The organism is Azoarcus sp. Soil_N_20 (genome assembly GCF_057656155.1).
This window is the reverse complement of record NZ_JBDGKX010000006.1, coordinates 322,911-347,614: the sequence shown is the minus strand read 5'-3', so window position 1 is coordinate 347,614 and position 24,704 is coordinate 322,911. Positions and strand designations below refer to the sequence as shown.

The window sequence follows — 24,704 nt, the reverse complement described above, 5'->3', positions numbered from 1 at the left end:
AAAAAATGAAAAAACTATTTGCGATTCTGCTGGCGGCGCTGACCGTCGGCTTTGCGGGCGGCGTTTTCGCCCAGGAAACGCCGGCGGCGCCGGCAGTCGAGGCCGTGGTCGAGGCGGCAGCCGCCGCCGAGGCGGCCGTCGAAGCCACGGTCAACAAAGGGGACGTGGCATGGATCATGACCTCGACCCTGCTCGTCCTGTTCATGGCGCTGCCCGGCCTGGCACTGTTCTACGGCGGCCTGGTCCGCTCCAAGAACATGCTGTCGGTGCTGATGCAGGTGATGGTGGTGTTCTCGCTGATCTCCGTGCTGTGGGCCTTCTTCGGCTACAGCCTGGCGTTCACCGAGGCCAGCCCCTACATCGGCTCGCTCGACAAGCTGTTCCTGTCCGGCGTGAGCATCGACACCCTGGCGGACACCTTCACCGACGAATCCAAGCTGCCGGAATACGCGTTCATCGCCTTCCAGGCCACCTTCGCCGGCATCACCTGCGCCCTCATCGTCGGCGCCTTCGCCGAACGGATGAAATTCTCCGCGGTGCTGCTGTTCTCGGTGATCTGGTTCACCTTCTGCTACCTGCCGATCTGCCACATGGTGTGGGGCCCGGGCGGCTTCCTGCTCGATAGCGGTGCGCTCGACTTCGCCGGCGGTACCGTGGTGCACATCAACGCCGGTGTGGCCGGCCTGGTGGGTGCCTACATGGTGGGCAAGCGCATCGGCTACGGTCGCGAATCGATGGCGCCGCACTCGCTGACGCTGACCATGGTCGGTGCGTCGATGCTGTGGGTGGGCTGGTTCGGCTTCAACGCCGGTTCCAACCTGGAAGCCACGTCGGGCGCTGCCCTGGCCTTCATCAACACCCTGTTCGCCACCGCCGCCGCGGTGCTGGCGTGGTGCCTGGGTGAGGCGATGTTCAAGGGCAAGCCCTCGATGCTGGGTGCTGCATCCGGCGCCGTCGCCGGCCTGGTGGCGATCACCCCGGCTTGCGGTTCGGTCGGCCCGATGGGCGCCATCGTCATCGGCCTGCTCGCCGGCTTCATCTGCCTGTGGGGCGTCAATGGCCTCAAGCGCATGCTCGGCGCGGACGACTCGCTCGACGTGTTCGGTGTGCATGGCGTGGGCGGCATCCTGGGTGCGATCCTGACCGGCGTGTTCACCGCGCCCTCGCTGGGCGGCACGGGTGCCGAGGACTTCTCGATCGCCTCGCAGGTGTGGATCCAGACCTACTCGGTGATCATCACCATCGTGTGGTCGGCCGTGGTTGCCTTCATCGCCTTCAAGATCGCCGACATGTTCGTCGGACTGCGGGTGCCGGAAGAAGAGGAACGCGAAGGCCTGGACATCACTGCCCACGGCGAAACCGCTTACCACTACTAAGAAGAAAGACCTGCCGGAGCCGAACTCTCCTCCGGTTCCGGCTCGACTGGGCGCCCTGCGGGGCGCCCTTTTTTCTGTCCGTCCGCGAACGGCACCGGGCCGTTCCGCCCTTGACCGCGGAAGTCCGGACGCAGGGGCTGGACTTGAGGCGATGACACAGCGCATGCTCTGCCCCACAACGACGTCTGCGTGTGCCCAGGGGGGCTCCGGTACGCTGCCTGAAGCAGCGCCCGGAATGCCGGAACGCAAGGGGAGCGTATGGTTTATCTGGACTGGATACTGGTGCTGCTCGGCGGCTGGCTGGCGCTCGGGCTGGCCGGCCTGTTCGCCCTGCGCAACACGGAATTCGTGGCCCGGGCGCTGTTTCCCGCCGGCAGCGTGATCGGCCTTGCCCTTGCCACCTTCGCCGTGCTCGCCCTGTTCGATGCACCGCAAACCGCGATTCTCGCGGTGGGCCTGCCCGACCTCCCCTTCCATCTGCGCCTCGACGGCCTGTCGGCGTTCTTCCTGCTGGTGATCGGTGCCGCCGGCGCCGGCATCTCGATCTTTGCGGCGGGCTATTTCCGCCACGGCGAGGGCACCCCGCCGGGGCTGCTGTGCCTCGAATACCACGTCTTCCTCGCCAGCATGGCGATGGTGGTGCTGGCCGACGACGCCTATGCCTTCATGGTGATGTGGGAGACGATGGCGCTGTCGTCCTACTTCCTGGTCACCGCCAACCATCGCGTGCCCACCATCCGCCGGGCGGGCTTCCTCTACCTGCTGATCGCGCACGTCGGCGCGATCGCCATCCTGCTGTGCTTCGGCGTGCTGCAGGCCAATACCGGCGACTACACCTTCGCCAACATGCGCGCGCAGTCGCTATCGCCGCTGTGGGCGTCGGTCGCCTTCCTGCTCGCCACCGTCGGCTTCGGCGCCAAGGCGGGTATCGTGCCGCTCCACGTGTGGCTACCCGAAGCCCACCCCGCGGCGCCCTCTCCGGTGTCGGCGCTGATGAGCGGGGTGATGCTCAAGACCGCGATCTATGGCGTGCTGCGGGTGAGCTTCGATCTGCTGTCGACGCAGATCTGGTGGTGGGGCGTGCTGTTGCTGGGCATCGGCCTGATCACCGCGCTGTTCGGGGTGGCCTTCAGCGCGGTGCAGACCGACATGAAGCGCCTGCTGGCCTACTCCTCGATCGAGAATATCGGCCTGCTCTTCGTCGGCATCGGCCTCGGCCTGCTGTTCAAGGCCTACGGCATGACCGCGCTGGCGGCGCTGGCGCTGACCGCGGCGCTTTACCATGTGATCAGCCATGCCTTCTTCAAGAGCCTGCTGTTTCTCGCCACCGGCTCGGTGCTGCACGCCACCGGCGAGCGCAGCCTGGGCAAGCTCGGCGGGCTGATCCGGCGCATGCCGTGGGTCGCCACGCTGGCGCTCGTGGGCGTGCTCGCGAGTTCGGGCCTGCCGCCCTTCTCCGGCTTCGTCGCCGAATGGCTGCTGCTGCAAAGCTTCCTGTTCACCACCGGGCTGCCGAACTCCTTCCTCAACATGCTGATCCCGGTGGTGGCGGCGGCCATTGCACTGGTGGCGGCACTCGCCGGCTACGTGATGGTGAAATTCTACGGCGTGATCTTCCTCGGCCAGCCGCGCGAACCGAAGCTCGCCCACGCCCACCCGGCTTCGCCGCTGGAGCGTACCGGACTGGTGTGGCTGGGCGCGGGCTGCGTGCTGCTCGGCATCTTTCCGGTACAGATGATCGGCGCCATCGATCCGGTCACCCAGGTCCTGCTCGGCGACGGCATCGCCACGACCGTACGCGCCAACGGCTGGGTGCTGCTGTCGCCGATCTCGGTCGAACGCGCCAGCTACAGCCCGCTGGCGTTCCTGCTGGTGGTGGTCGGCGCGGTGTGGCTCACGGCTACCCTGGTGCACCGTTTCTACCATGCCCGGGTGCGTCGTGCGCCGCCGTGGGATTGCGGCTTTCCGGCGCAAACCGCGCGCATGCAGGACACCGCCGAGGGCTTCGGCCAGCCGATCCGGGAGATCTTCGCGCCGGTGTTCCGCATGAGCCGCGAGGTGCCCTCGCCCTTCGATGCGAAGCCGGCGTACAAGGTGAGCATCGAGGATCATTTCTGGCACTGGCTGTACCTGCCGCTGGGACGGCTCACCGAACGCATCGCCCACCTGGTGGGCCGGCTGCAGCAGGGGCGGATCGCGATCTACCTGCTGTACAGCTTCGTCACCCTGATCGTGTTGCTGATGGTGGCGAAATGGTGACCCTGTCCGGCGTCTTCGCCCAGGTCCTCGCGATCGTCGTCGCGCTCGCGCTCGCGCCGCTGCTCACCGGCTGGGTGAACCAGTGGCGGGCGTGGCTGCAGAACCGCAGTTCCCCCGGCTTGCTGCAGCCCTACCGGGTCCTGCACAAACTCTTCAACAAGGAATCGGTGCTCGCCGAATCGGCCTCGCCGCTGTTCCGCATCGCGCCCTACATCGTGTTTGCGTGCATGGCGCTGGTATGCGGCATCGCGCCCACGCTGTCGACCGACCTGCCGCTCGCCACCGCCGCAGACGCGATCGCCCTGGTCGGGCTGTTTGCACTGGCGCGGGTGTTCATCTCGCTCGCGGCGATGGACATCGGCACCTCCTTCGGCAGTCTGGGCGCACGGCGCGAGATGCTGATCGGTTTTCTCGCCGAACCGGCGCTGCTGATGGTGCTGTTCTCGGCGTCGCTGATCACCCAGTCGACCTCGCTCGCGAACATCGTGCAGACCATCGCCCACCAGCCGTTCGCGATCTACCCCAGCCTCGCGGTGGCAGGCGTGGCCTTCACCTTCGTCGCGCTGGCCGAGAATGCGCGCATTCCGGTCGACAACCCGACCACCCATCTCGAACTCACGATGATCCACGAGGCGCTGATCCTGGAATACTCGGGGCGTCACCTCGCGCTGATCGAATGGGCCGCCGCGCTCAAGCTGTTTGCCTATTCGTGCATCGGCCTGGCGCTGTTCTTTCCGTGGGGCATCGCCAGCGCCGACACCCCGCTGGCGATGATCGTCGCGCTGCCGGTGCTGATCGCCAAGCTCGCGGTGGGCGGCATGCTGCTCGCGCTGATCGAGACCATCAACGCCAAGATGCGGCTGTTCCGCGTGCCCGAATTCCTCGCCACCGCCTTCTTGCTGGCGGTGATCGCGCTGCTGGTCCACGTGCTGCTCGGAGCCTGAGATGAAACAACCCCCACGCTCACTGCGTTCGCCTGGCACATACTGACATGGACGCGCTCCTTGCCCAGAGCATCAACCTGTTTGCCGTCGTGCTGCTGGTGCTGGCGTTCGCCATGATCGCCCAGCGCCGCATCCTGACCCTGATCCATTTGTTCACCCTGCAGGGCGCGGCGCTGGTGGCGGCGACCGCGGTGGTGGCCTATTTGACCGGCCAGCATCACCTGTACTGGTCGGCCGCGATCACCTTCGTGCTCAAGGTGGTGCTGATCCCGATCCTGCTCCACCGGGTGATCAACCGCCTCAATGTGCGCTGGGACGTGGAGACCCTGTTCAACATCCCGACCACGATGCTGATCGGCATCGTGCTGGTGATCTTCGCCTTCAACCTGGCGGCGCCGATCGCCAGCCTGTCGGCCTCGGTCGCCAGCGGCACGCTGGGGATCGCGCTCGCCTGCGTGCTGCTGTCCTTCCTGATGATGATCGTGCGGGCCAAGGCGGTGCCGCAGGTGATCGGCTTCCTGTCGATGGAGAACGGCCTGTTCTTCGCCGCCACCGCCGCCACCAGCGGCATGCCGATGATCGTCGAACTCGGCATCGCCTTCGACGTGCTGGTGGGCATCCTGATCCTGGGCGTGTTCATGTTCCAGATCCGCGAGCAGTTCGACAGCCTCGACATCCGTCACCTCGAAAAACTCAAGGACGAGTGAGCATGGAAGCCCTGCAGCTGGTACTCGGCATCCCCCTGGTCGGCGGCCTGCTGCTGGCGATCTGGGGCGATCGCCGTGCGGGCCAGGATCTGAACGCGGTGATCAGCTTCCTGACCCTGGTGGCCGCCGCCTGGCTCACCTCCGATGTGATCCGCGACGGCCCGCTGCTGGTGTGGGGGGAATGGTTCTTCGTCGATGCGCTCAACGTGTTCCTGGTGACCCTGACCGCCTTCGTCGGCTTCACCACCTCGCTGTTCTCGCGCCCCTACATGCGGATCGAGGTCGATCACGGCAAGATGACGCCAGGCCGGATGCGGCTTTATCACAGCATGTACCAGCTGTTCAACTGCATGATGCTGGTGGCGTTGACCACCAACAACATGGGCATCCTGTGGGTGGCGATGGAGGCCGCCACGCTGACCACGGTGCTGCTGGTCTCGGTCTATCGCACCGCCGCCAGCCTGGAGGCGGCGTGGAAGTACTTCATCCTGTGCGGGGTCGGCATCGCCCAGGCGCTGTTCGGCACCATCCTGCTCTACCTCGCCGCGGAGCGCGCGATCGGCGGCGGCGACAACGCCCTGCTGTGGACCCACCTGGCTGCGGCCAAGCACCTGCTCGATCCGCGCATCCTGTCGCTGGCCTTCGTCTTCCTGCTGCTCGGCTATGGCACCAAGATCGGCCTGGTGCCGGTGCACAACTGGCTGCCCGATGCCCACGCCGAGGGCCCGACGCCGATCTCGGCGGTGCTCTCCGGCCTGCTCCTGAACGTCGCGCTGTACGCCGTCCTGCGCTGCAAGGTGCTGGCCGACGGCGCGCTGCAGAACGGCCTGCCGGGGAAGATGATGATCGGCTTCGGCCTCGTCACCGTGGTCGCCGCGGCCTTCTTCCTGTCGCGCCAGCGCGACGTCAAGCGCATGTTCGCCTACTCCTCGATCGAACACATGGGGATCATGACCTTCGCCTTCGGCATCGGCGGCCCGGTGGCCAACTTCGCCGGCCTGCTGCACATGACCGTGCACGCGCTGATCAAGTCGGCGATCTTCTTCGCCGTCGGCCACGCCACCCAGAAGGCCGGCTCGCAGCTGATGGAAGACATCCGCGGCCTGATCAAGGTCAGCCCGACCGTGGGCTGGGGGCTGATGCTCGGCACCCTGGCGATCCTGGGCATGCCGCCGTTCGGCGTGTTCGCCAGCGAGTTCCTGATCCTCACCACCGCGATGCGCGAGCTGCCGTGGGCCACGCCCTTCCTGCTGGTCGCGCTCGGGGTCGCGTTCGCCGCCATCTTCAGCAAGGTCCAGCCGATGGTGTTCGGCGAGACCTCGGTGCGCCCGCTGCCCCATCCGCCCGCGCTGCTGCCGGTGTTCATCCACCTCGGCCTCGGGCTGATGCTCGGGCTCTACATTCCGCCCTATCTCAACGACTGGTACCAGCAGGCCGCCAGGATGATCGCCGGAGGCTGACATGCGCGTGTTCGACATCGATTGCGAGTTCGAGCGCCTGGATGCGCCGCTCCCCATCTTCGGCGCCCGGGTGGACGCCGTACGCTGGCTCGAACTGGCGCGTGCGGTCGTCGAGAACCAGGGCCAGCTGGTGAGCCTGTGGGGCACCGACCGGCGCGACGCCGGTGCCGGCTTCGAAGTGTGCGCCGCCTACCGCAGCGGAGCCGGCCTGTTGTGGGTGGCGCTCGCGCTCGACCCGGTGCAGCCGGCCTACCCCGACCTCGCGCGCTATTTCGCGCCCGCCAACCGCATGCAGCGCGCCGCCCACGATCTGCTCGGCATCGCCGCCGCGGACGCGGGCGACGAGCGCCCGTGGCTGCGCCACGCGGCGTGGCCGGCCGACTATTTCCCGCTGCGCTGCGACGCGACCGGCCACGAGCGCTTCGATCCGGGCGCGGACGACTACCCCTTCGTGCGCGTCGAGGGCGACGGCGTACACGAGATCCCGGTCGGCCCGGTGCACGCCGGGATCATCGAGCCGGGCCACTTCCGCTTCTCGGTGGTCGGCGAGAAGGTGCTCCGGCTGGAGCAGCGCCTCGGCTACAAGCACAAGGGCATCGAGCGCCGGTTCGTCGGCATGGGCGTCGATCAGGGCGCCATGCTCGCCGGGCGGGTGTCGGGCGACAGCACGGTGGCCTACGCCTGGGCCTACGCAATGGCGGCCGAAGTGCTGGCGGCGGTGCGCATCCCGGCGCGGGCGACCTGGCTGCGCGCCCTGCTGCTCGAGCGCGAGCGCATCGCCAACCACCTCGGCGACCTCGGTGCACTCGGCAATGACGCGGCCTTCGGTTTCGCCCTGGCGCAGTTTTCACGCCTGCGCGAAGACTGGCTGCGGACCAACGCCGGCTGCTTCGGCCACCGCCTGCTGATGGACCGGATCGTTCCCGGCGGCGTGGCCTGCGACCTGGATCACGACGAGCGCCGCGCGCTGCGCGAGCAGACTGCCGCGATCAGGGCGGAAGTGACCGCGCTGCAGCGCATCTTCGACGATCATGCCGGGCTGCAGGACCGCCTGGTCACCACCGGCCGGGTCACCCCGGCACTCGCCGGGAAGCTCGGCCTGACCGGCTTCGCCGCACGCGCCAGTGGCCGCCGCGCGGACCTGCGCGCGGACTTCCCGTGGGCGCCCTACGAGCAACTCCGCTTCCAGGTCTGCAGCCACACCAACGGCGACGTCGCCGCACGGCTCAACCTGCGTTTCGCCGAGCTGTTCGAGTCCTTGCGCCTGATCGATGCCATCCTCGACGAACTGCCTGACGGCCCGGTCCACACTCCGCTCGCGGCCCCGGCAAACACCAGCGGTGTCGGCTGGGTGGAAGGCTGGCGCGGCGAGATCCTGGTGATGCTCGAGACCGGTGCGGCGGGGGCGATTGCACGCTGCCACTGTCACGACCCATCGTGGCAGAACTGGCCGGTGCTCGAGCATGCGGTGATCGGCAACATCGTCGCCGACTTCCCGCTGATCAACAAGTCCTTCAACCTCAGCTATTCAGGGCAGGATCTGTAATGTGGCAAGTGCTCAGGAAGATCGCGCGCAGCGGCATCGTCACCGAACCGGCACCGAAACCGGCGACCGAGTGGCGCACCGAGGCGCAGCAGATCAACGCCGACATTCTCGCCATCCTCGGCCGCGCGCTCGCGATCCGCGAGGTGGACGCCGGCTCGTGCAACGGCTGCGAGCTCGAGATCAACGCCCTCAACAACCCCTATTACAACATCGAGGGGCTGGGCATCAAGTTCGTCGCCAGTCCGCGCCATGCCGACATGCTGCTGGTGACCGGCCCGGTGTCGCGCCACATGGAGGTCGCGCTCAGGCGCACCTACGACGCGACCCCGACGCCACGGCTGGTGGTCGCGGTGGGCGATTGCGGCTGCAGCGGAGGGATTTTCGGCGAAAGCTACGCCAGTTGCGGCCGGGTGGCGAACGTGATCCCGGTGGACGTCGCCGTGCCCGGCTGCCCTCCGCCGCCGCTCGACATCCTGCGCGGCATCCTGGCGGCGGTGAGTTCGACGCGGGGCTGAAGTACGACGAGCGGGCGCAGCGCTCTCAGCGGAACACGATGGTCTTGTTGCCGTGCACCAGCACGCGATCCTCAAGGTGGTAGCGCAGGCCGCGGGCGAGCACCGTCTTCTCGATGTCCTTCCCGTAGCGCACCATGTCCTCGACCGAATCCGAGTGGTCGATGCGGATCACGTCCTGCTCGATGATCGGGCCCTGGTCGAGATCGGCAGTGACGTAGTGGCAGGTGGCGCCGATCAGCTTGACGCCTTTGGTATAAGCCTGATGGTAGGGCTTGGCGCCGACGAAGCTGGGCAGGAAGCTGTGATGGATGTTGATGATCTGCCCGGGGTAGGCCGCGCACAGCTCGGGCGACAGGATCTGCATGTAGCGCGCGAGCACCATCGCATCGCCGCGCACTTCCTCGAACAGGCGCTGCACCTCGGCGTAGGCCTTCGCCTTGTTGTCGGCGCTGACCGCGACGTGATGGAAGGGAATGCCGTGCCACTCGACGAAGCCGCGCAAATCGTTGTGATTGGAGATCACGCACGGGATCTCGATGTCGAGCTCGCGCGACTTCCAGCGCGCAAGCAGGTCGTACAGGCAGTGCTCCTGCTTGCTCACCAGCATCACGACGCGCTTCTTGACCGCCGAATCGGTGATCTTCCACTCCATCTCGAGCTCTTCGGCGAGCGGGCGGAAGCGCTCGCGGAACTCGGCGAGATGGAAGGGCAGCGAGTCGGCCTTGATCTCGATGCGCATGAAGTAGCGCCCGACCGCCTCGCCTTCGCGCGCCAGTTCGGCGTGCAACGAAGTTTCCAGAATCCAGCCCCGGTGCTCGGCGATGAAACCCGACACGCGGGCGACGATGCCGACGCGGTCGGGACAGGAGGCGGACAGGGTGAAGAAGCGTTCGCGATGCATGGAGGGAGTGCCAACGTTTATTTGAGGGACCGAGCCCCCTTGGGGGGCGACGAACGGAGTGAGTCGGGGCCGTGCACCGCGCTGAAGGCTTTTGCCAAAGTCAGCCGACTTTGGCAAAAGCTTTGTCGATCTCGGTGCGCAGGGCGGCGTAGTCGCGCACCACCGGGTATTGCGGGAACTCGCGGATCACGTTCTCGGGCGGATGGAACAGGATGCCGCCGTGGGCTTCGCCGAGCATCGCGGTGTCGTTGTAGGAATCGCCCGCGGCCACCACCTTGAAGTTGAGCTCCTTGAAACGCTGCACCGCCTCGCGCTTCTGGTCGGGCATGCGCAGGTGGTAATTGACCAGGATGCCTGCGGCGTCGGCCTCGAGGCTGTGGCAGAACAGGGTCGGCAGGCCGAGCTGCACCATCAGCGGCTTGGCGAACTCGTAGAAGGTGTCGGACAGGATGACCACCTGGTAGGCGTCGCGCAGTTCGTCGAGGAAGGCGCGCGCACCGGGCATCGGCCCCATCTCGGCGATCACCTTCTGGATGTCGGGCAGGCCGAGCCGATGTCTGGCCAGGATGTCGAGCCGGTACTTCATCAGGGTGTCGTAGTTCGGCTCGTCGCGCGTGGTGCGGCGCAGTTCGGGAATGCCGGTGCGCTCGGCGAATTCGATCCAGATTTCCGGAACCAGCACACCTTCTAGGTCGAGACAGACGATACGCACCGGACGCTCCTGTGGGCAGAATTGGGCAAGGGCCGGATTCTACCACCGGGCGGGAAACAGCTTGGTGCGCAAGCGCCCTTGCTCGGGCGACGACCCGAACCTGCGCGCCGGTCACGAATGGAAACGCGCCTCCGGCGCCAAAGGCGCTATCCTACGCATCCCCATAACGTGACCCCGTTATCGCATGTCTTCACGTCCGTCTTTTCGCATTGCCGTCAGTGCTCTGCTGCTGAGCCTGACTCTCGCGCACGCGCACGCAGCCGACGACACCGCCCCCGAGGCGGCCCGCATCGACCAGCTCAATACCGAAGCAAAGCAGCTGCGCGATCAGGCCGAGGCCAACTTCCAGACGATCGAAGCGGCCTGCTACGAGCGCTTCATGGTCAACCGCTGTATCGATCGGGCCAAGCAGGAACGGCTCGAGGTCATCCGCCGGGCACGGGAGATCGAGGCCGAAGCCCGCAAGCTCGAACTCGCCGAACGGCAGCGTGCCGCAGCCGAAGTCATGCGCACCAACCCCGGCGTGCCGCTGACTCCGACCCCCCCCTCGCCCGCCGCCGACGCGGTGATCGCCCCGACGCCGGAAGCGGAGCGTCTGCGCGCCGAGCGCGCACGCGTTTCGGAACAGGCCGAGGCCGACGCCCGCGCCGCACGCGCGGCGAAGGATGCCGAGCGTGCCCGCGAGCGCCGCAAGGCCGACGAGGCCGCTGCGCTCCGCGCCGAGCAAGCCGCCCGCGAGCGCGCACGCTACGAAGAGCGGATACGCGAATACGAAGAAAAGAAGGCCCGCGACGCCGGACGCTGACCGCGGCCCACCGCGACCGGCACCACCAGCGACGGCGCTTCGGGCGCTACGACCTGGGTCGGCACGCGGCCCTCGAGTTGACGCAGCACCGCACTCCCCGCTCGCGGATCGAACATGCCGGCGAGCAGCTGCCACCAGCGCCGGCGCACCAGCGCCGAGCGCTCCGGACGACCCAGCGCCACCCGCGCGCCATGCGCTGACGACATCACCACCACCGCGCTCGCCATCGCTGGCACGAAGGCCCGTCCGGCCTCGAGCACCACGTCGCGATCGTCGCCGTACTGAGTCAGCCAGATTCGACCTTCCAGGCAACGCACCTCGACACCGGCCATCGCGCTGAACACCCGGATCTCTCCCGGCGCCAGCCGCCGGATCATCGTTCCGCGGGATCTGTCCATGATGCATCCTCCTGCGTAGCGGCAGACAACGCCTGGCGCCGATCGCCATTCCGTTCTGCCTTGCATGCAGTATCGTCATCGACTACGCTGCAGACAAACGATGATTCCGCATCAATACATGCTAAAGGCGCATGCATAGCCCACTCCTGAATCTGCCGCCACTGGACGCCTTGCGGGGCTTCGTCGCCGCCGCCCGCCACCTGAGCTTCACGCGCGCCGCCGCCGAACTGTGCCTCACCCAGTCGGCGATCAGCCGTCAGGTGCACACCCTCGAAGGCGCGCTCGGGGTGACCTTGTTCGTGCGCGGGGTGCGCAGCCTGAGCCTGAGCACGGAAGGGGCGCGCCTGGCCTCGGCGGCGGAGGGCTGGCTGAACGAATACGCCCGCCTCGCCGAAGCCCTGCGCCAGCCGGGCGAGCGGCCGGTGGTCGTCACCGCCTCGATCGGCATCTCGGCACTATGGCTGGTACCGCGCCTGCGCGATTTCCAGCAGGCGCATCCGGACACGGAGGTCCACATCGCCGCGTGCAACCGTATCGTCGACCTCGCCCGCGAGAACGTGGATCTCGCCCTGCGCTATTGCGCCGACCGCGATGCGCCGGCAGCGGCAATCAAACTGTTCGACGACGTGATCTTCCCCGTCGGCCACCCATCGATCGCGACCGGACTGGTGATCGACGCCGACACTCTGCCCGGGCTCACCCTGCTCGAATACAACGAGCCGGGCTTTCCATGGATAGGTTGGGATCACTGGCTGGCCTCGATCGGACTCGACGGGATCCGCCCGCGTGCGCGCATCGGCTTCAGCCACTACGACCAGTTGATCCACGCCGCGGCAACCGGACACGGGCTGGCGCTGGGCCGCGCGGTGCTGGTCGACCCGATGATCGACGACGGCCGCCTCGTTGCCGTGGGCGAGCGCCGGTTCCCGGTCGAGGGTCGCGGCTTCTGGCTGGCGCCGGCACCACGGCCGATGCGACCGGAGGTCAGGCGCTTCGCCGACTGGGTCCGGCAGACGGCGCACGCCCCGGACCGCAACCCGCCGCCCTGACTCAGGCCGGCAGCGCCGGCCGGTTCGCGATCCAGATCCCGACCCCGACCAGGCCGAGCGCGATGAACACCGCCGGGGTCAGCGGCTCGGCAAGCAACACGCCGCCCGCCACCACCCCCAACACCGGGGTCAGGAAGGAAAACGACGACAGCCGCGTCGCCGGGTAGTGGCGGATCAGCCAGAACCAGCCGATATAACTGCCCGTTGCCACGACCACGGTCTGGAACAACAGGCTTGCCCACACGGTCGGAGTGGGCGCGAACACGCCGGGCTCGCCGAGGGCGAGCGCGACCAGCGGCAACACCAGCGCCGACACCGCCAACTGGTAGATCAGCATCTTTTCCGGCGCCACCCGGCCCAGGGCCGATGCCTTGACCGTGAGCGTGGTGGCGGCCCAGAACACGGCAGCCGCGAACATCATCAGATCGCCGAGCCAGGCCATGCCCGACGGCCGCAGCAGATTCTCGCCGAACAGCACCACCACCCCGACGAATGCCAGCGCCATGCCCACCCACTGCGCGCGACGCATATGCTCGTGCGGCAGCAGCCACACCGCACCCACCGCCACCATGAAGGGCGCGGTGTACAGAAAGATCACGCCGCGCGACGCGGTGGTGTATTCCAGCGCCCAGTACAGCAGTGCGAACTCACCGGCGAACAGCAGCCCGGCCAGCAATCCGGGCCACAGGGTGAGATCGCGTTCGAACAGCCGCACCCCACGCAAACCGGCCCACGCCCACACCAGCACGGCAGCCCCGATCGACCGCAGGCCGGCCTGCCATACCGGCGAGATCCCCGCGCTGGCCAGCTTGATCGCCACCTGCTGGATGCCCCAGATCGTGCAGAAGATCACCATCAGGCCGATGGCGAGACGGTCGAGCTGGTGTTTCGGGGGCATGCGCGGCTCCGTTGCTGTTCCGGGTCGCGCAGTATACGCGGCCCGCCGCGGGGCCGGCCCGAGCGCGTGTTTGCCGTACCGGCTTCAGCCCAGCTTCGGCGCCTGCGGCGGGGGCGCACAGGCAAGCTGCTCGAACTGTCCGGCCCAGGTGGCGACCTCACCACGCAGGTGCTCGCGTTGTGCGGGATTGGCAACATTGAAGACCTCGGCCAGCAGGCTCAGGGTCAGCGCCCGGTTGCGCTCCACATCGGCGCGATACTGCACGGGCCAGGCGGCCTCGGGGCTGACCAGCAGACTCGACAGACGGGCCTCGAAGGCAGGCTGCGTGCGCTGCCCGAGTGCTGCCAGCAAGTCGACCTGCCACTGTTCGCGGTTCTGCAGCCAGCGGTCGGCCGTTGGCACGAGGTTTGCGCTCCATGCGGCAACCAGGCGGCGCTGTTCGGGCTCGAGGCGGCCGAACCAGCCCTGGAGTCGCTTTTCCATGCGTTCGATCTGGCGCTCGCGCCGCTCTTCCACCGTGCCGCCGAGGAACTCCTCGCGGACGTCGCGATTGCGCTTGTCGAATGCCGCCGCGAGCTCGTCGACCTGCTCGGCGCTGAGCCCGGCCAGCAGCGCGCCTGCATCGGGCGTGATCGCGGTCATCAGCGTGCGCCAGAACGCTTCGCCACGGTGCAGGTAGTGCTCCAGCTCGACGGGGGCAATCGGCGCGTCCGCATCGAGGCGCGCCTCGAACTCACGCAGCAAGTCGGCATAAGACCCCAGCTGGCTACTGCAGTGCCACGCCAGGCGCTGCGCCAGGCGGGTATCGAGCAGGTGTTTCTGGCCCGGATCGAGGGTCACGTAATCGCCGACATACCACGGCACCAGCCAGTCGAGGTGCTGGTAGGCGAAGCGCACGCCGCAGCCGGTCAGCACCAGGACGGGAAAAACCAGGGCGAGGAGCATACGGGTAGGCACGCGCATGCGGTGTGAGAGACGAGCGTGCCGATTAAGTTCGCGGACAACGTCCGGGGCCGGCACGGCGTGCAGCGGGCCGCATCGCGGTCCGAGCTGCGCGCGCCGGGAACCGGCCGGGTCGGCGCCGGACTTGCGCGCTAGTCGACGACGGTCACGTCGGTCGGCACCGGAAACTGCAGGCGCGCACGCAGCGCCCTGGTCACCTCGATACGGCCGTCCTCGGCCACCCGCAGCACGTGATCGATGCCGAAGCGCCGGGTCTGCTCGCGCCAGCCATCGTTGGCGAGATAGGCCGGTTTGCTCGCGGCGTCCGACAGGGTCCCGGCGCCGGCGCGCGGCGTGACGAGCACGGTGAGCGACTGGGTGCCATGGGCCGGCTGCCCGGTACGCGGATCGAGCAGGTGGGCGTAGCGCACGCCGTCGAGTTCAAAGTAGCGCTGGTAGTCGCCGGAGGTCCCGACCGCCTCGCCGTCGTACAGCGGCAGCGTGGCCAGCGGCGCAGGTTCGCGCGGGTGCTGGATGCCGATGCGCCACGGCTGATCGCCCTTCTGCCCCAGCGCCATCACGTTGCCGCCGATATTGACCAGCGCGTTGGTCACCCCCTGCGCGCGCAGGATGGCGATCGCGCGATCGAGCGCGTAGCCCTTGGCATAGCCGCCGAGGTCGAGTTGCACCGCGGGGTTGCGGCTACCCACCCGATTGCCGTCGATGAGCAGGTCGCTCATCCGCGGCCGCGCGGCGAGCAGCGCAGCGAGCTTGTCGGGGTCGGGCCGGGCGGGCACGAAGGTGTCGGTGTGAAAGCCCCACAGCGCGATCAGACCGCCGAGGGCGGGGTCGAACAGTTCGTCGCCGGTCGCGGCCAGCCGTTGCGCATCGCGCAGCATCGCGGCCAGTTCGTCCGACACCGCTAGCGTCTCGCCGCGGGCGATGGCCGTGTTCAGCGCGGTCAGCTCGGACGGCTCCCACGCATGATAGGCGCGATGCAGACGGTCGAACTCGCGCAGCACCGCAGCTGCCGCGGCGTCGGCCCGGGCCTTGTCCTCGCCATAGACGGCGACATCGACCCGGGTGCCGAAGACATAGGATTCCTGGCGGAAGATCTGCGGTCGCGAGCAGGCCGACAACACGAGCGCGCACACAAGCACCAGCAGAGCGGCGTGCAGCCGCCCGAAACCCCGCGCAACACTCATCCGGCGCAGGCCTGTTCGAGCTTCGTGATCACCAGTCCGGCGACGTCAAAGCCCTGCTGCGCGGCGATCTCGACCATGCAGGTGGGGCTGGTGACGTTGACCTCGGTGAGATGGCCGCCGATGACGTCGAGACCGACGATCAGCAGGCCGCGCGCCCACAGGATGGGCGCCAGGTGCTCGGCGATCTCGCGCTCGCGCACGGTCAGCGGCATCGCCACCCCGCGCCCGCCGGCGGCGAGGTTGCCGCGGGTCTCGCCGGCCTTCGGAATGCGCGCCAGCGCGTAGGGCACGACCTCGCCGCCGATGATCAGCACGCGCTTGTCGCCATCGGCGATCTGCGCCAGGTAGCGCTGCGCCATGATGGTGCGGCTACCGTCGTGGGTCAGGGTCTCGACGATCACATTGCGATTGGGGTCGTCGGCGCGCACGCGAAAGATCTGACTGCCGCCCATGCCGTCGAGCGGCTTCAGGATGACGTCGCCGAGTTCGTCGATGAAGGCGTGGATGTCGACCGGATCGCGCGCCACCAGCGTGGTCGCGGTGAACGGGGCAAACTCGGTGATCGCGATCTTTTCCGAATGGTCGCGGACCGAGCGCGGGTTGTTGAACACTCGCACCCCCGCCTGAACCGCGCGCTCGAGCAGCCAGGTCGCGGTGACGTACTCGAAGTCGAAGGGCGGATCCTGGCGCATCATCACTGCGTCGAAGGCGGCCAGCGGCATTACCAGCGCATCGCCCGCCGCGTACCAGTCGTGATCGTCGGCGCGCACCGTGAGCGGGGTGCTGCGCGCCACCACCACGCCCTCGCGCCAGGCCAGCGCCTCGCGCCGGATCGCCCACACCGAATGGCCGCGGGCCACCGCCGCACGCATCATCGCGACGCTGGAATCCTTGTACGCCTTGAGCCCCTCGAGCGGATCGAGGATGAAGGCAAGCTTGAGCGGACGGGTCATGATCAGGCGAACTCTTCGACCGGCGTGGTTTCCTCGATCTCGACCGAGGCGGCGAGCAGCGCCAGGCGCGCGACCACGCCATAGGCGTAGAAACGGTTGGGGGGCGCGTCCGGACCCTGGGCGCTGTCGGGCAGGGTGCAGCTGGTGTCGAACGCCAGCGGCTTGAAGTGCATGCCCGGCGCGTTGAGGTTCTCGTCGCGCGCACGCTCGGTGTGCACCCGGTAGAAACCGCCCACCACGTAGTGGTCCATCATGTAGATCACCGGCTCGGCCACCGCTCCATCCATCGTCTCGAAAGTATGCACGCCTTCCTGGATGATTACCTCCTGCACCTGCAGGCCCTCCTTCACCACCGCCATCTTGTTGCGCTGGCGGCGATTCAGGCCGACCACCTCGGAGGCGTCCTTGACCGTCATCACCCCCATTCCATAGGTGCCGGCATCGGCCTTGACCACCACGAAGGGTTCGTCGGCGATGCCGTATTCCTTGTACTTGGCGCGGATCTGGTCGAGCAGGGAGTCGACCTGCTGGGCCAGGCACTCCTCACCGGTCCGCTCCTGAAAGTTGATCTTGCCGCACACGCCGAAGGCCGGATTGATGCGCCACGGGTCGATCCCGATCTCCTCGGCGAAGGCCTGCACCACCCGGTCGTAGGCCGCGGCATGGCGCGACTTGCGTCGCACGTGCCAGCCGGCGTGCAGCGGCGGGATCAGCCACTGCTCGTCGAGCCCCTCGAGCACCGCGGGGATGCCGGCGGAGAGGTCGTTGTTGAGCAGCACAGCGCACGGATCGAAGTTGTCCAGCCCGAGCCGGCTGCCGCTGCGCTGCAGTGGCTCGAGGGTCAGCGTGGCGCCGTTGTTCAGCTCGATCACGGTCGGCCCGGTGATCTCGGGGAGCAGGCTGCCCAGGCGCACGTCCATGCCGGTGAGCTTGAGGATGGACACCAGCTTGGCCACGTTCTGCAGGTAGAACTGGTTGCGTGTGTGGTTCTCCGGGATCAGCAGCAGCTTGCTCGCATCGGCGCAGATGCGCTCGATCGCGGCCTGCGCCGCCTGCACGCACAGCGGCATGAAGGCGTCGTCGAGGTTGTTGAAGCCCCCCGGGAACAGGTTCAGGTCTACCGGCGCGAGCTTGAATCCGGAGTTGCGCAGATCGGTCGAACCGTAGAATGGCGGCATGTGGTCGAGCCACTGCACGCGGAACCACTTTTCGATTTCGGTGGCGCGGTCGAGAAACTGCTTCTCCAGTTCGAGCAGCGGGCCTGTGAGTGCAGTCGTGAGGTGAGGAACCATGATCCTGTGCCGGAAAGTATCCCGATCGAGGCGAGCGGGCGGATGAATTGGCCAGAATATTACACCATGCGCCCGGCGCCGCCGGCCTGCGCAGGATCGGGTCCGCGCGGGGGCGCATCGCCCGTCCGAACCCGCCCGGAAGCCGACCGGTTTGCGCGCCACTTCGAACGGCGCCCTCCCGATCGCGCCGGATGGCCCCTCTGCATCACGATCCGCGCGCCCCGCAACGACCGCCACTATCGACACAAGCTGGCAGCCGTGATGGCAGTCGGCAGTTGCCACCGGCGAGCCGGCGACCTTCACGCGGTCCGCATCGCCTTGCCGCCCGGCGCTCGTCGACGTCTGCGCCCACTTGGTGCCGTCTGGCACGGCCTTTGCATCCAATGGATCACAATCCGTGATCGGATTCGACAACGACGGCACCTTGCCGCCCGGCCTCACCCCGGAGCCACCTCCATGCCTTTGTACCTGTTCCCCTTCCTCGCGCCATTGACCCGCCGGAGCATCCATCCATGACAGCCCCTGCCGCTGCCGCCGCGCCGACATCCGCGGCGAACACGCACACCGCACCCCACTCCCGACTCGAGCACTTTCCGGTTGCGATCTTCTCCACAGTAATGGGGATGGCCGGTCTGACCATCGCATGGCTCAAGGCCCATCACGTCGGCGGCGCGCCCGCACCGGTCGGGGACTTGCTGCGTTGGGTGGCGACGGCGTTGTATGTCGTTCTGCTCGCGATCTATGCGACCAAGCTGCTCCGCCATCCCGCAGCGGTCGCCGCGGAACGCTCGCATCCGATCCGGCTCAACTTCTTTCCCGCGATCTCGATCGGCCTGCTGTTGCTGTCGATCGCCTGGGCCCCGGCCATTCCGGAAGTCGCGCGATGGATGTGGGGCGCCGCTGCGGCCATCCACCTGCTGTTCACCCTGTTCGCGATGAGCAGCTGGATCCACCATACCCATTACGACATCAAGCACGCCAATCCGGCGTGGTTCATCCCGGTGGTCGGCAATATCCTGGTGCCGGTCGCGGGCGTGCGCTTTGCGCCGGCGGACGTCAGCTGGTTCTTCTTCAGTATCGGGCTGGTGTTCTGGCTGGTGCTGATGACGATCGTGCTCTACCGCCTGTTCTTTCACGAACCGCTGCCTGCGCGGCTCACCCCGACACTGTTCATCCTGATCGCTCCGCCGGCGGTGGGCTTTCTTTCCTACGTGACCCTGGTCGACCAGGTGGACGCCTTTGCCCGCGTGCTGTACTTCACCGCCCTGTTCCTGACCCTGTTGCTGGCGAGCAATGCGCTGCGCTTCTTCCGTCTGCCGTTTTTCATTTCGGCCTGGGCCTATTCCTTCCCGCTCGCGGCGATGACCCTGGCGACCTTCGAAATGAATGCCCGCAGCGGAACCGCCTTTTACGCGGGGCTCGCCTGGGTGTTGCTCACGGTATTGAGCGCAGTCGTCGCGCTGCTCGCATTCAAGACCCTGCTCGCCGCGGCACGCCACCAGCTCTGCGTTCCGGAGTAATCACCCGCGCCGGAGGCTACACTTCCCCCGCGGCACCGCCTGCTTCGGGTGGAGACCCGGTTCCATGCACACCATCATCGCGGCATCTGCACGATCACAACCCCCCGCTGCGCGCATCGGTCTGCAGCAGGAAGGCCACGGGCCGTGGTATCGGCGCTTCCGCGCGCTGTGGTGGGTCGTGGGCCTGCTCGCGCTCACCACGCTGCCCGCGGTCGGCGCCGCCGTCGGCGAGGGGCAAGCGGTGGTCGACAGCGCTTCACCCACCGTACTTTCCGTCTATGTACGCGAGGGTTGCCCGCATTGCGCCGCCGCCAAGGACTTTCTGGCGCAGCTGACCATCGAACGCCCGGATCTGCACATCGTCTATCGCGCGGTGGATCGGGACGAGGCCGCACGCGACGAACTGATCGAGCTCAGCCGCCGCGCAGGCGTGTGGCCGCCCGGGGTGCCGACCTTCGTCCATCGCGGCAGGGTGTTGGTCGGCTTCGATGACGACGCCCATGCCGGCGCCGAGCTGCGCGCACTGGTCGGCGCCGGGCCGCCGGCGCGAACCGCGGTGGACACGGCGCTGTTCGGCACCCTGAGCGCGTCCCGACTGGGCCTGCCGCTGTTCACCCTGAGCATGGGCCTGCTCGACGGTTTCAACCCGTGTGCGATGTGGGTGCTGCTGTTCCTGCTGTCCTTGCTGGTGCGGCTCGAGGACCGTCGGCGCATGGCGCTGGTGGCCGGCACCTTCGTCGCCGTCAGCGGCGCCGTCTATTACGCCTTCATGGCGGCCTGGCTCAACGTGTTTCTCTTCGTCGGCATGTCGGACGCGCTGCGCATCGGCCTCGCGGCAGTGGCGCTGGCGATCGGTGCGATCAACGTCAAGGATTTCCTTGCCTGGGGTCGCGGCTTCTCGCTGTCGATTCCCGCGGCCGCGAAGCCCGGGCTGTATGCACGGGTGCGCGGCATCCTGAGTGCCGAGGCTCTGCCGGCATCGCTGCTTGCGGTGGCAACCCTCGCGGTGGTGGTGAATTTCATCGAACTGCTATGTACCGCCGGGCTGCCGGCAATCTACACCGCGGTGCTCACCCAGCAGCAACTCGGCGCCGCGGCCCACTATGCCTATCTGGGCCTCTACATCCTCGGCTATGTCGCCGACGATGCGCTGATGGTCACGGTCGCGGTGATTGCGCTGGGCAGCAGCAAGCTCACCGAACGCGGCGGCCGTGCGCTCAAGCTGCTCAGCGGCGCGGTGATGATCGCGCTGGGCGCGATCATGTTGTTGCGCCCGGGATGGCTGATGTAGGGCAAGAACTGGCGACGACCCGCCCGGCAACGCCCCCGATCAGCGCACGAACCTTTCAGCCATGACGATGCGCGTGGGGGAGCGCCGGCGTGATGGTGCCGCGGACGTAGTCCTTCACCGCCTGCAGCGGATCGTCCTCGCCACACACGACGACCTCGATGCCGCGCCGCCCCAGCCGCGCGATGAAGCCCTCCCCCGCGCTTGCGGTCAGCACCGCGCTCACCGCCTCGATCGGATGCGCGGTCCCGGCGAATTCGTGAAAGGCCATTTCCTTCGGCAGATCGAGACGCTCGACCTCGCGCGGCGAGCACGGCGCGCCGATGTCGTAGATCAGGAAACGGCGCGACTTGCCCGCATGCCCGGTGACGGTTCGGAAGTTCTGGCTGGTGACGGCAATCTTCATGATGTGAGGGTCCGGTTCGGGTGTTCGGGGAAAAGACGCGCAAGGGCGATGCGGGGTTGTGCGCTCGCGCCGTCGCGCATGCGCCGGGGGCTTCGCCGGCGCCATCAGCGCACAAAGGGGAATCCGCGGCTGCGCTCACGCTGCGGCACTGCCGCCGTCGTCTCCGATCAGCACGACGGTGTCCGCCAACCACTTGTGCGGCGGCACTTCGAGATTGGTCGGTGCGGGCTGGTTGCGAAACACACGCCCGGCCAGATCGAAGATCGAGCCGTGGCATGGGCACAGGAAGCCGCCCGGCCAGTCGTCGCCCATGCCGCTTTCGGCGCCCGGCGCGAACTTCTCCGACGGTGAACAGCCGAGATGGGTGCAGATGCCCACGACAACGAGAAATTCGGGATGGATCGACCGGTGGCGGTTCGACGTGTAGTCCGGCTGCTGAGGCTCCTCCGACCGCGGGTCGGCGAGGCGGTGTTCGTGGCCCTCGAGCACGGCCAGCATCTCCGGCGTCCGGCGCAGGATCCACACCGGCTTGCCCCGCCATTCGACGGTCATCATCTCGCCGGCCGCCAGCTTGCTGACATCGGCTTCCACGGGAGCACCCGCGGCCCGGGCGCGTTCGGACGGAGTGAGGCTGGCGACAAAGGGGATAGTGCTTGCTGCTGCCGCAACGACGCCGGCCCCGGTCGTGGCAAGCAACAGTGTGCGGCGGTCATGAAGACATTCGGACATGGACGGCTCCCCGATCGGTTTGCGGATGGAATGCGTTGGGCGCAGATGAAGCGAGACTGCGGCAGGGACCCGCCAGACAACCGCGGCCCCAAGGGAGGGATCGAAGGGGTGACGATCAGGCAACGATTGCGGCACAGCCTCGCTTCGCAGCTCTATCAGCAATCAACGTGCCATCTGCGCATTTGCCGCCAGTGCGGCCGCTACCACCGATGGACGGGCGCTTGAACACTGCCAGCTCCGCCAAATCAGTCAGTCCCTGCCCATTCTGGCCGACAGTTCCCGCCTGGCCGTATCGTCAGGTCCACGCGTGCGTGAGCATCCGTCATATCGCGCGCGATCGCCGCACGCCCGCCCGTGCGCTTGTTCGCGGCTGCGGGGCAAGGGCCACGCCGCCGACGTTTCGAGCGGAGAACGGCAGACTCCACCCTGGTGGCACGGCTCTTGTATGTAGCGCCTGTCGTGCCACGGCGTCGCTCGCGCAGATGAGCACAGACTTCGCGTCGGGGGAGCGCGGCGCCGGGAAAGGAAAATCCACCCGGCCGAATGGCAGGTCATGGAGGGAGACAATATGATTGAAACTGCAAAAAGACTCATCGGCGTGGTGGCGGCCACGCTCATGCTGCAGGCGGCGGGCATCGCGGCCCCCGTCCCCGGGGAAATTCCGCGCCAGTCCCGCATCGGCAGTACCACGGACCATAGCCAGCTCGAAGCCCTGAAAGGCCCGTTCAAGACCGGCCCCGAAGTTACCCGGGCCTGCCTGAGCTGTCACAACAAGGCCGGCCACCAGGTGATGAAAAGCATCCACTGGACCTGGGAGACGGTCAGCCCGACCACCGGCAAGAAGCTGGGCAAGCAGCACGCCGCCAACAACTTCTGCGGCTCGACGCTCTCCAACGAACCGCGCTGCACGAGTTGTCACGCCGGCTACGGATGGACCGACAAGGACTACGACTTCGCCCGGCAGGAGAACGTGGACTGTCTGGCCTGCCACGACACCACCGCCACCTACAAGAAAGTCCCCACCGACGCCGGCCACCCCCTCTACGAGGCGCGTGAACTGCCCAAGGGCAGCGGCAAGGTCGTGCAACCGCCGGATCTCACCCATATCGCCCAGCACGTGGGAAAACCCGGGCGCGAGAACTGCGGCGCCTGTCACTTCAACGGTGGCGGTGGCGATGCGGTCAAGCATGGTGATCTCGATACCTCGCTGCTCAAACCCCCGCGGGAACTCGACGTGCATATGGCGAGCGATGGCGCCGACATGGCCTGTGCCGACTGCCATACCTTCAACGAGCATCGGCCCTCGGGCAGCCGCTACGCGGCGACCGCCAGGGACCCGCACGGGCTCGATCTGCCCAAGGACGACCACAACCGGGCGACCTGCGAATCCTGCCACGGCTTCACGCCGCACGACCGCGACCGGCTCGACAACCATGCGGGCAAGGTGGCCTGTCAGACCTGCCACATTCCGGAATTCGCCCGCGGCGGGATCGCCACCAAGATGCAGTGGGACTGGTCGACGGCGGGCAAGCGCGGGCCCGATGGCAAGCCCCTGTTCATCAAGGATGACCACGGCCACCTGAGCTACTCCGCCGAGAAGGGCAACTTCGAGTACGGCGAGAACGTCCGTCCAAGTTACAAGTGGTACAACGGCGTGGTGAAGCAGATCGCGATCACCGACAAGATCGACGACAGCAAGGTCCTCGAACTGAACGCGATCGAAGGTTCGGCGGCAGACCCCGCTGCCCGCATCTGGCCGTTCAAGGTGATGCACGGCAAGCAGCCCTATGACCCGGTGAACAAGACCCTGGTCGTCAACCACGTGTATGGCAACGACGACACCTCGTTCTGGAGCAATTTCGACTACGCCAAGTCGATCAAGGCCGGCATGGACTACGCAGGTTTCCCGTACAGCGGTCAGTTCGCCTTCATCGAAACCCGCATGAACTGGTTCATCACCCACATGGTGGCGCCCAAGGAGAAGGCCGTTCCGTGTCAGGAATGCCACACCCGGGCCAGCGACGGCCGGCTGAACGAGATCACCGACATCTATCTGCCGGGCCGCGACCGCAATGCCTGGGTCGACATCGTCGGCAGCCTGCTCGTCGCCGGATCGATCGGCACCGGGCTGATCCACGGACTCGTCCGCATCATCACCCGCCGCAAGAGGCATGCACAATGAACACTCAGCGCATCTATATCTACAAGCGTTACGAACGGTTCTGGCACTGGTCGCAAGCCGCCCTGATCGTCGCCATGATGATCACCGGCTTCGAAGTGCACGGCAGCTACGAGTTCGTGGGTTTCCGCCGCGCGGTCAATATTCACACGCTGGCCGCCTGGTCGCTGGTGATCCTCTGGGCCTTCACCATCTTCTGGCAATTCACCACCGGCGAATGGCGGCAGTACCTTCCGTCGCTGAAGAATGTCGTGGCCATGATCAGCTACTACACCATCGGCATCTTCAGGGACACCCCTCATCCTTTCCGCAAGACGGTCGGGCAGAAGCACAACCCGCTGCAACGCCTGGCCTACCTTGCCCTGCTCGCCTTCATCTCGCCGCTGATCTGGGTTTCCGGGCTGCTGTACCTGTTCTACGGCGACTGGGCCCGGCTCGGAATCGATCAGTATCTTGCGCTCGAGACCGTGGCGGTGGCGCATACGATTGGCGCCTTCATGATCACCGCCTTCTTCTTCATCCACGTTTACCTGACCACCACCGGACACACGGTTTTCGCGCACATCAAGGCGATGATCACCGGCTGGGAGGAGGTCGACGATCATCGCTAGCACGCCCGC

23 protein-coding genes are annotated in these 24,704 nt (G+C 67.2%); 13 read left to right on the top strand and 10 right to left on the bottom strand.

The genetic code is table 11. From position 1 onward, the window contains the following. Positions 1–5 precede the first annotated feature (5 nt). The 7 genes from AC3A35_RS14690 (at position 6) to AC3A35_RS14660 (ending at position 8,807) form a co-directional block, all read left to right on the top strand. The gene (locus tag AC3A35_RS14690) at positions 6–1,376 is read left to right on the top strand and encodes an ammonium transporter (protein WP_487436883.1); all 1,371 of its coding nucleotides are present in this window, start codon (positions 6–8) and stop codon (positions 1,374–1,376) included. Between the two features lie 258 nt (positions 1,377–1,634). Then, positions 1,635–3,635 carry a hydrogenase 4 subunit B gene (hyfB, locus tag AC3A35_RS14685; protein WP_487436882.1) on the top strand — a complete coding sequence of 667 codons (2,001 nt, stop codon included), beginning with the start codon at positions 1,635–1,637 and terminating at the stop codon, positions 3,633–3,635. After that, the gene (locus tag AC3A35_RS14680; RefSeq protein WP_487436881.1) at positions 3,629–4,579 is read left to right on the top strand and encodes a respiratory chain complex I subunit 1 family protein; all 951 of its coding nucleotides are present in this window, start codon (positions 3,629–3,631) and stop codon (positions 4,577–4,579) included. Before hyfB ends, AC3A35_RS14680 begins: the two co-directional genes overlap by 7 nt. Positions 4,580–4,626: 47 nt before the next feature. Then, entirely contained in the window at positions 4,627–5,286 is a 660-nt protein-coding gene (locus AC3A35_RS14675) for a formate hydrogenlyase (protein WP_487436880.1), read from the top strand. A 2-nt stretch (positions 5,287–5,288) separates the two neighbouring features. Beyond that, positions 5,289–6,746 (top strand): hydrogenase 4 subunit F, encoded by a 1,458-nt coding sequence (locus AC3A35_RS14670; RefSeq protein ID WP_487436879.1) that lies wholly within the window; start codon positions 5,289–5,291, stop codon positions 6,744–6,746. A gap of 1 nt (position 6,747) precedes the next feature. Continuing rightward, on the top strand, positions 6,748–8,292 hold the full coding sequence (locus AC3A35_RS14665) for a hydrogenase large subunit (RefSeq protein WP_487436878.1): 1,545 nt from the start codon (positions 6,748–6,750) through the stop codon (positions 8,290–8,292). Next, positions 8,292–8,807: an NADH-quinone oxidoreductase subunit B family protein gene (locus AC3A35_RS14660; RefSeq protein ID WP_487436877.1), complete on the top strand. Its 516-nt coding sequence runs from the start codon at positions 8,292–8,294 to the stop codon at positions 8,805–8,807. Before AC3A35_RS14665 ends, AC3A35_RS14660 begins: the two co-directional genes overlap by 1 nt. Positions 8,808–8,832: 25 nt before the next feature. Here the strand turns inward: AC3A35_RS14660 and purU are convergent, their stop codons facing one another. Both purU and thrH read right to left on the bottom strand, forming a co-directional pair. Beyond that, a complete protein-coding gene (gene purU / locus AC3A35_RS14655) occupies positions 8,833–9,708 on the bottom strand; it encodes a formyltetrahydrofolate deformylase (RefSeq protein ID WP_487436876.1) in 876 nt (291 codons plus the stop codon). A 100-nt stretch (positions 9,709–9,808) separates the two neighbouring features. Next, on the bottom strand, positions 9,809–10,420 hold the full coding sequence (gene thrH, locus AC3A35_RS14650) for a bifunctional phosphoserine phosphatase/homoserine phosphotransferase ThrH (RefSeq protein ID WP_487436875.1): 612 nt from the start codon (positions 10,418–10,420) through the stop codon (positions 9,809–9,811). Between the two features lie 184 nt (positions 10,421–10,604). On the opposite strand from thrH, the gene AC3A35_RS14645 reads away from it, so the two are divergent. After that, positions 10,605–11,225 carry a hypothetical protein gene (locus AC3A35_RS14645; protein WP_487436874.1) on the top strand — a complete coding sequence of 207 codons (621 nt, stop codon included), beginning with the start codon at positions 10,605–10,607 and terminating at the stop codon, positions 11,223–11,225. Here the strand turns inward: AC3A35_RS14645 and AC3A35_RS14640 are convergent. Then, positions 11,168–11,623, bottom strand: a complete 456-nt coding sequence (locus tag AC3A35_RS14640; RefSeq protein ID WP_487436873.1) for a DUF2917 domain-containing protein — start codon at positions 11,621–11,623, stop codon at positions 11,168–11,170. The genes AC3A35_RS14645 and AC3A35_RS14640 overlap by 58 nt on opposite strands. Positions 11,624–11,754: 131 nt before the next feature. On the opposite strand from AC3A35_RS14640, the gene AC3A35_RS14635 reads away from it, so the two are divergent. After that, positions 11,755–12,672: a LysR substrate-binding domain-containing protein gene (locus tag AC3A35_RS14635; protein ID WP_487436872.1), complete on the top strand. Its 918-nt coding sequence runs from the start codon at positions 11,755–11,757 to the stop codon at positions 12,670–12,672. A gap of 1 nt (position 12,673) precedes the next feature. Here AC3A35_RS14635 and AC3A35_RS14630 read toward each other — a convergent pair whose 3' ends face one another. The 5 genes from AC3A35_RS14630 to gshA form a co-directional block, all read right to left on the bottom strand. After that, complete coding sequence (locus tag AC3A35_RS14630) at positions 12,674–13,570, bottom strand: DMT family transporter (RefSeq protein WP_487436871.1); 897 nt, start codon at positions 13,568–13,570, stop codon at positions 12,674–12,676. Between the two features lie 84 nt (positions 13,571–13,654). Then, positions 13,655–14,527, bottom strand: coding sequence for a DUF6279 family lipoprotein (locus tag AC3A35_RS14625; RefSeq protein ID WP_487436870.1), 873 nt, complete (start codon positions 14,525–14,527; stop codon positions 13,655–13,657). 137 nt (positions 14,528–14,664) lie between these two features. Then, positions 14,665–15,717 (bottom strand): FAD:protein FMN transferase, encoded by a 1,053-nt coding sequence (locus AC3A35_RS14620; RefSeq protein WP_487436869.1) that lies wholly within the window; start codon positions 15,715–15,717, stop codon positions 14,665–14,667. After that, positions 15,714–16,670: a glutathione synthase gene (gshB, locus tag AC3A35_RS14615; RefSeq protein WP_487436867.1), complete on the bottom strand. Its 957-nt coding sequence runs from the start codon at positions 16,668–16,670 to the stop codon at positions 15,714–15,716. Before gshB ends, AC3A35_RS14620 begins: the two co-directional genes overlap by 4 nt. Before the next feature lie 2 nt (positions 16,671–16,672). After that, entirely contained in the window at positions 16,673–17,962 is a 1,290-nt protein-coding gene (gene gshA / locus AC3A35_RS14610) for a glutamate--cysteine ligase (RefSeq protein WP_487436866.1), read from the bottom strand. A 512-nt stretch (positions 17,963–18,474) separates the two neighbouring features. Here gshA and AC3A35_RS14605 point away from each other — a divergent pair. Both AC3A35_RS14605 and AC3A35_RS14600 read left to right on the top strand, forming a co-directional pair. Next, positions 18,475–19,482 (top strand): SLAC1 anion channel family protein, encoded by a 1,008-nt coding sequence (locus AC3A35_RS14605; RefSeq protein WP_487436865.1) that lies wholly within the window; start codon positions 18,475–18,477, stop codon positions 19,480–19,482. 64 nt (positions 19,483–19,546) lie between these two features. Beyond that, a complete protein-coding gene (locus AC3A35_RS14600) occupies positions 19,547–20,773 on the top strand; it encodes a glutaredoxin family protein (RefSeq protein WP_487436864.1) in 1,227 nt (408 codons plus the stop codon). 55 nt (positions 20,774–20,828) lie between these two features. Here the strand turns inward: AC3A35_RS14600 and AC3A35_RS14595 are convergent, their stop codons facing one another. Continuing rightward, positions 20,829–21,176, bottom strand: a complete 348-nt coding sequence (locus AC3A35_RS14595) for a NifB/NifX family molybdenum-iron cluster-binding protein (RefSeq protein WP_487436863.1) — start codon at positions 21,174–21,176, stop codon at positions 20,829–20,831. Between the two features lie 135 nt (positions 21,177–21,311). Continuing rightward, positions 21,312–21,905: a ubiquinol-cytochrome c reductase iron-sulfur subunit gene (gene petA, locus AC3A35_RS14590; protein WP_487436915.1), complete on the bottom strand. Its 594-nt coding sequence runs from the start codon at positions 21,903–21,905 to the stop codon at positions 21,312–21,314. 568 nt (positions 21,906–22,473) lie between these two features. On the opposite strand from petA, the gene AC3A35_RS14585 reads away from it, so the two are divergent. After that, positions 22,474–24,087, top strand: coding sequence for a tetrathionate reductase family octaheme c-type cytochrome (locus AC3A35_RS14585; RefSeq protein ID WP_487436862.1), 1,614 nt, complete (start codon positions 22,474–22,476; stop codon positions 24,085–24,087). Further along, positions 24,084–24,695 (top strand): cytochrome b/b6 domain-containing protein, encoded by a 612-nt coding sequence (locus AC3A35_RS14580; protein ID WP_487436861.1) that lies wholly within the window; start codon positions 24,084–24,086, stop codon positions 24,693–24,695. Before AC3A35_RS14585 ends, AC3A35_RS14580 begins: the two co-directional genes overlap by 4 nt. The last annotated feature ends 9 nt before the right edge of the window (positions 24,696–24,704 follow it).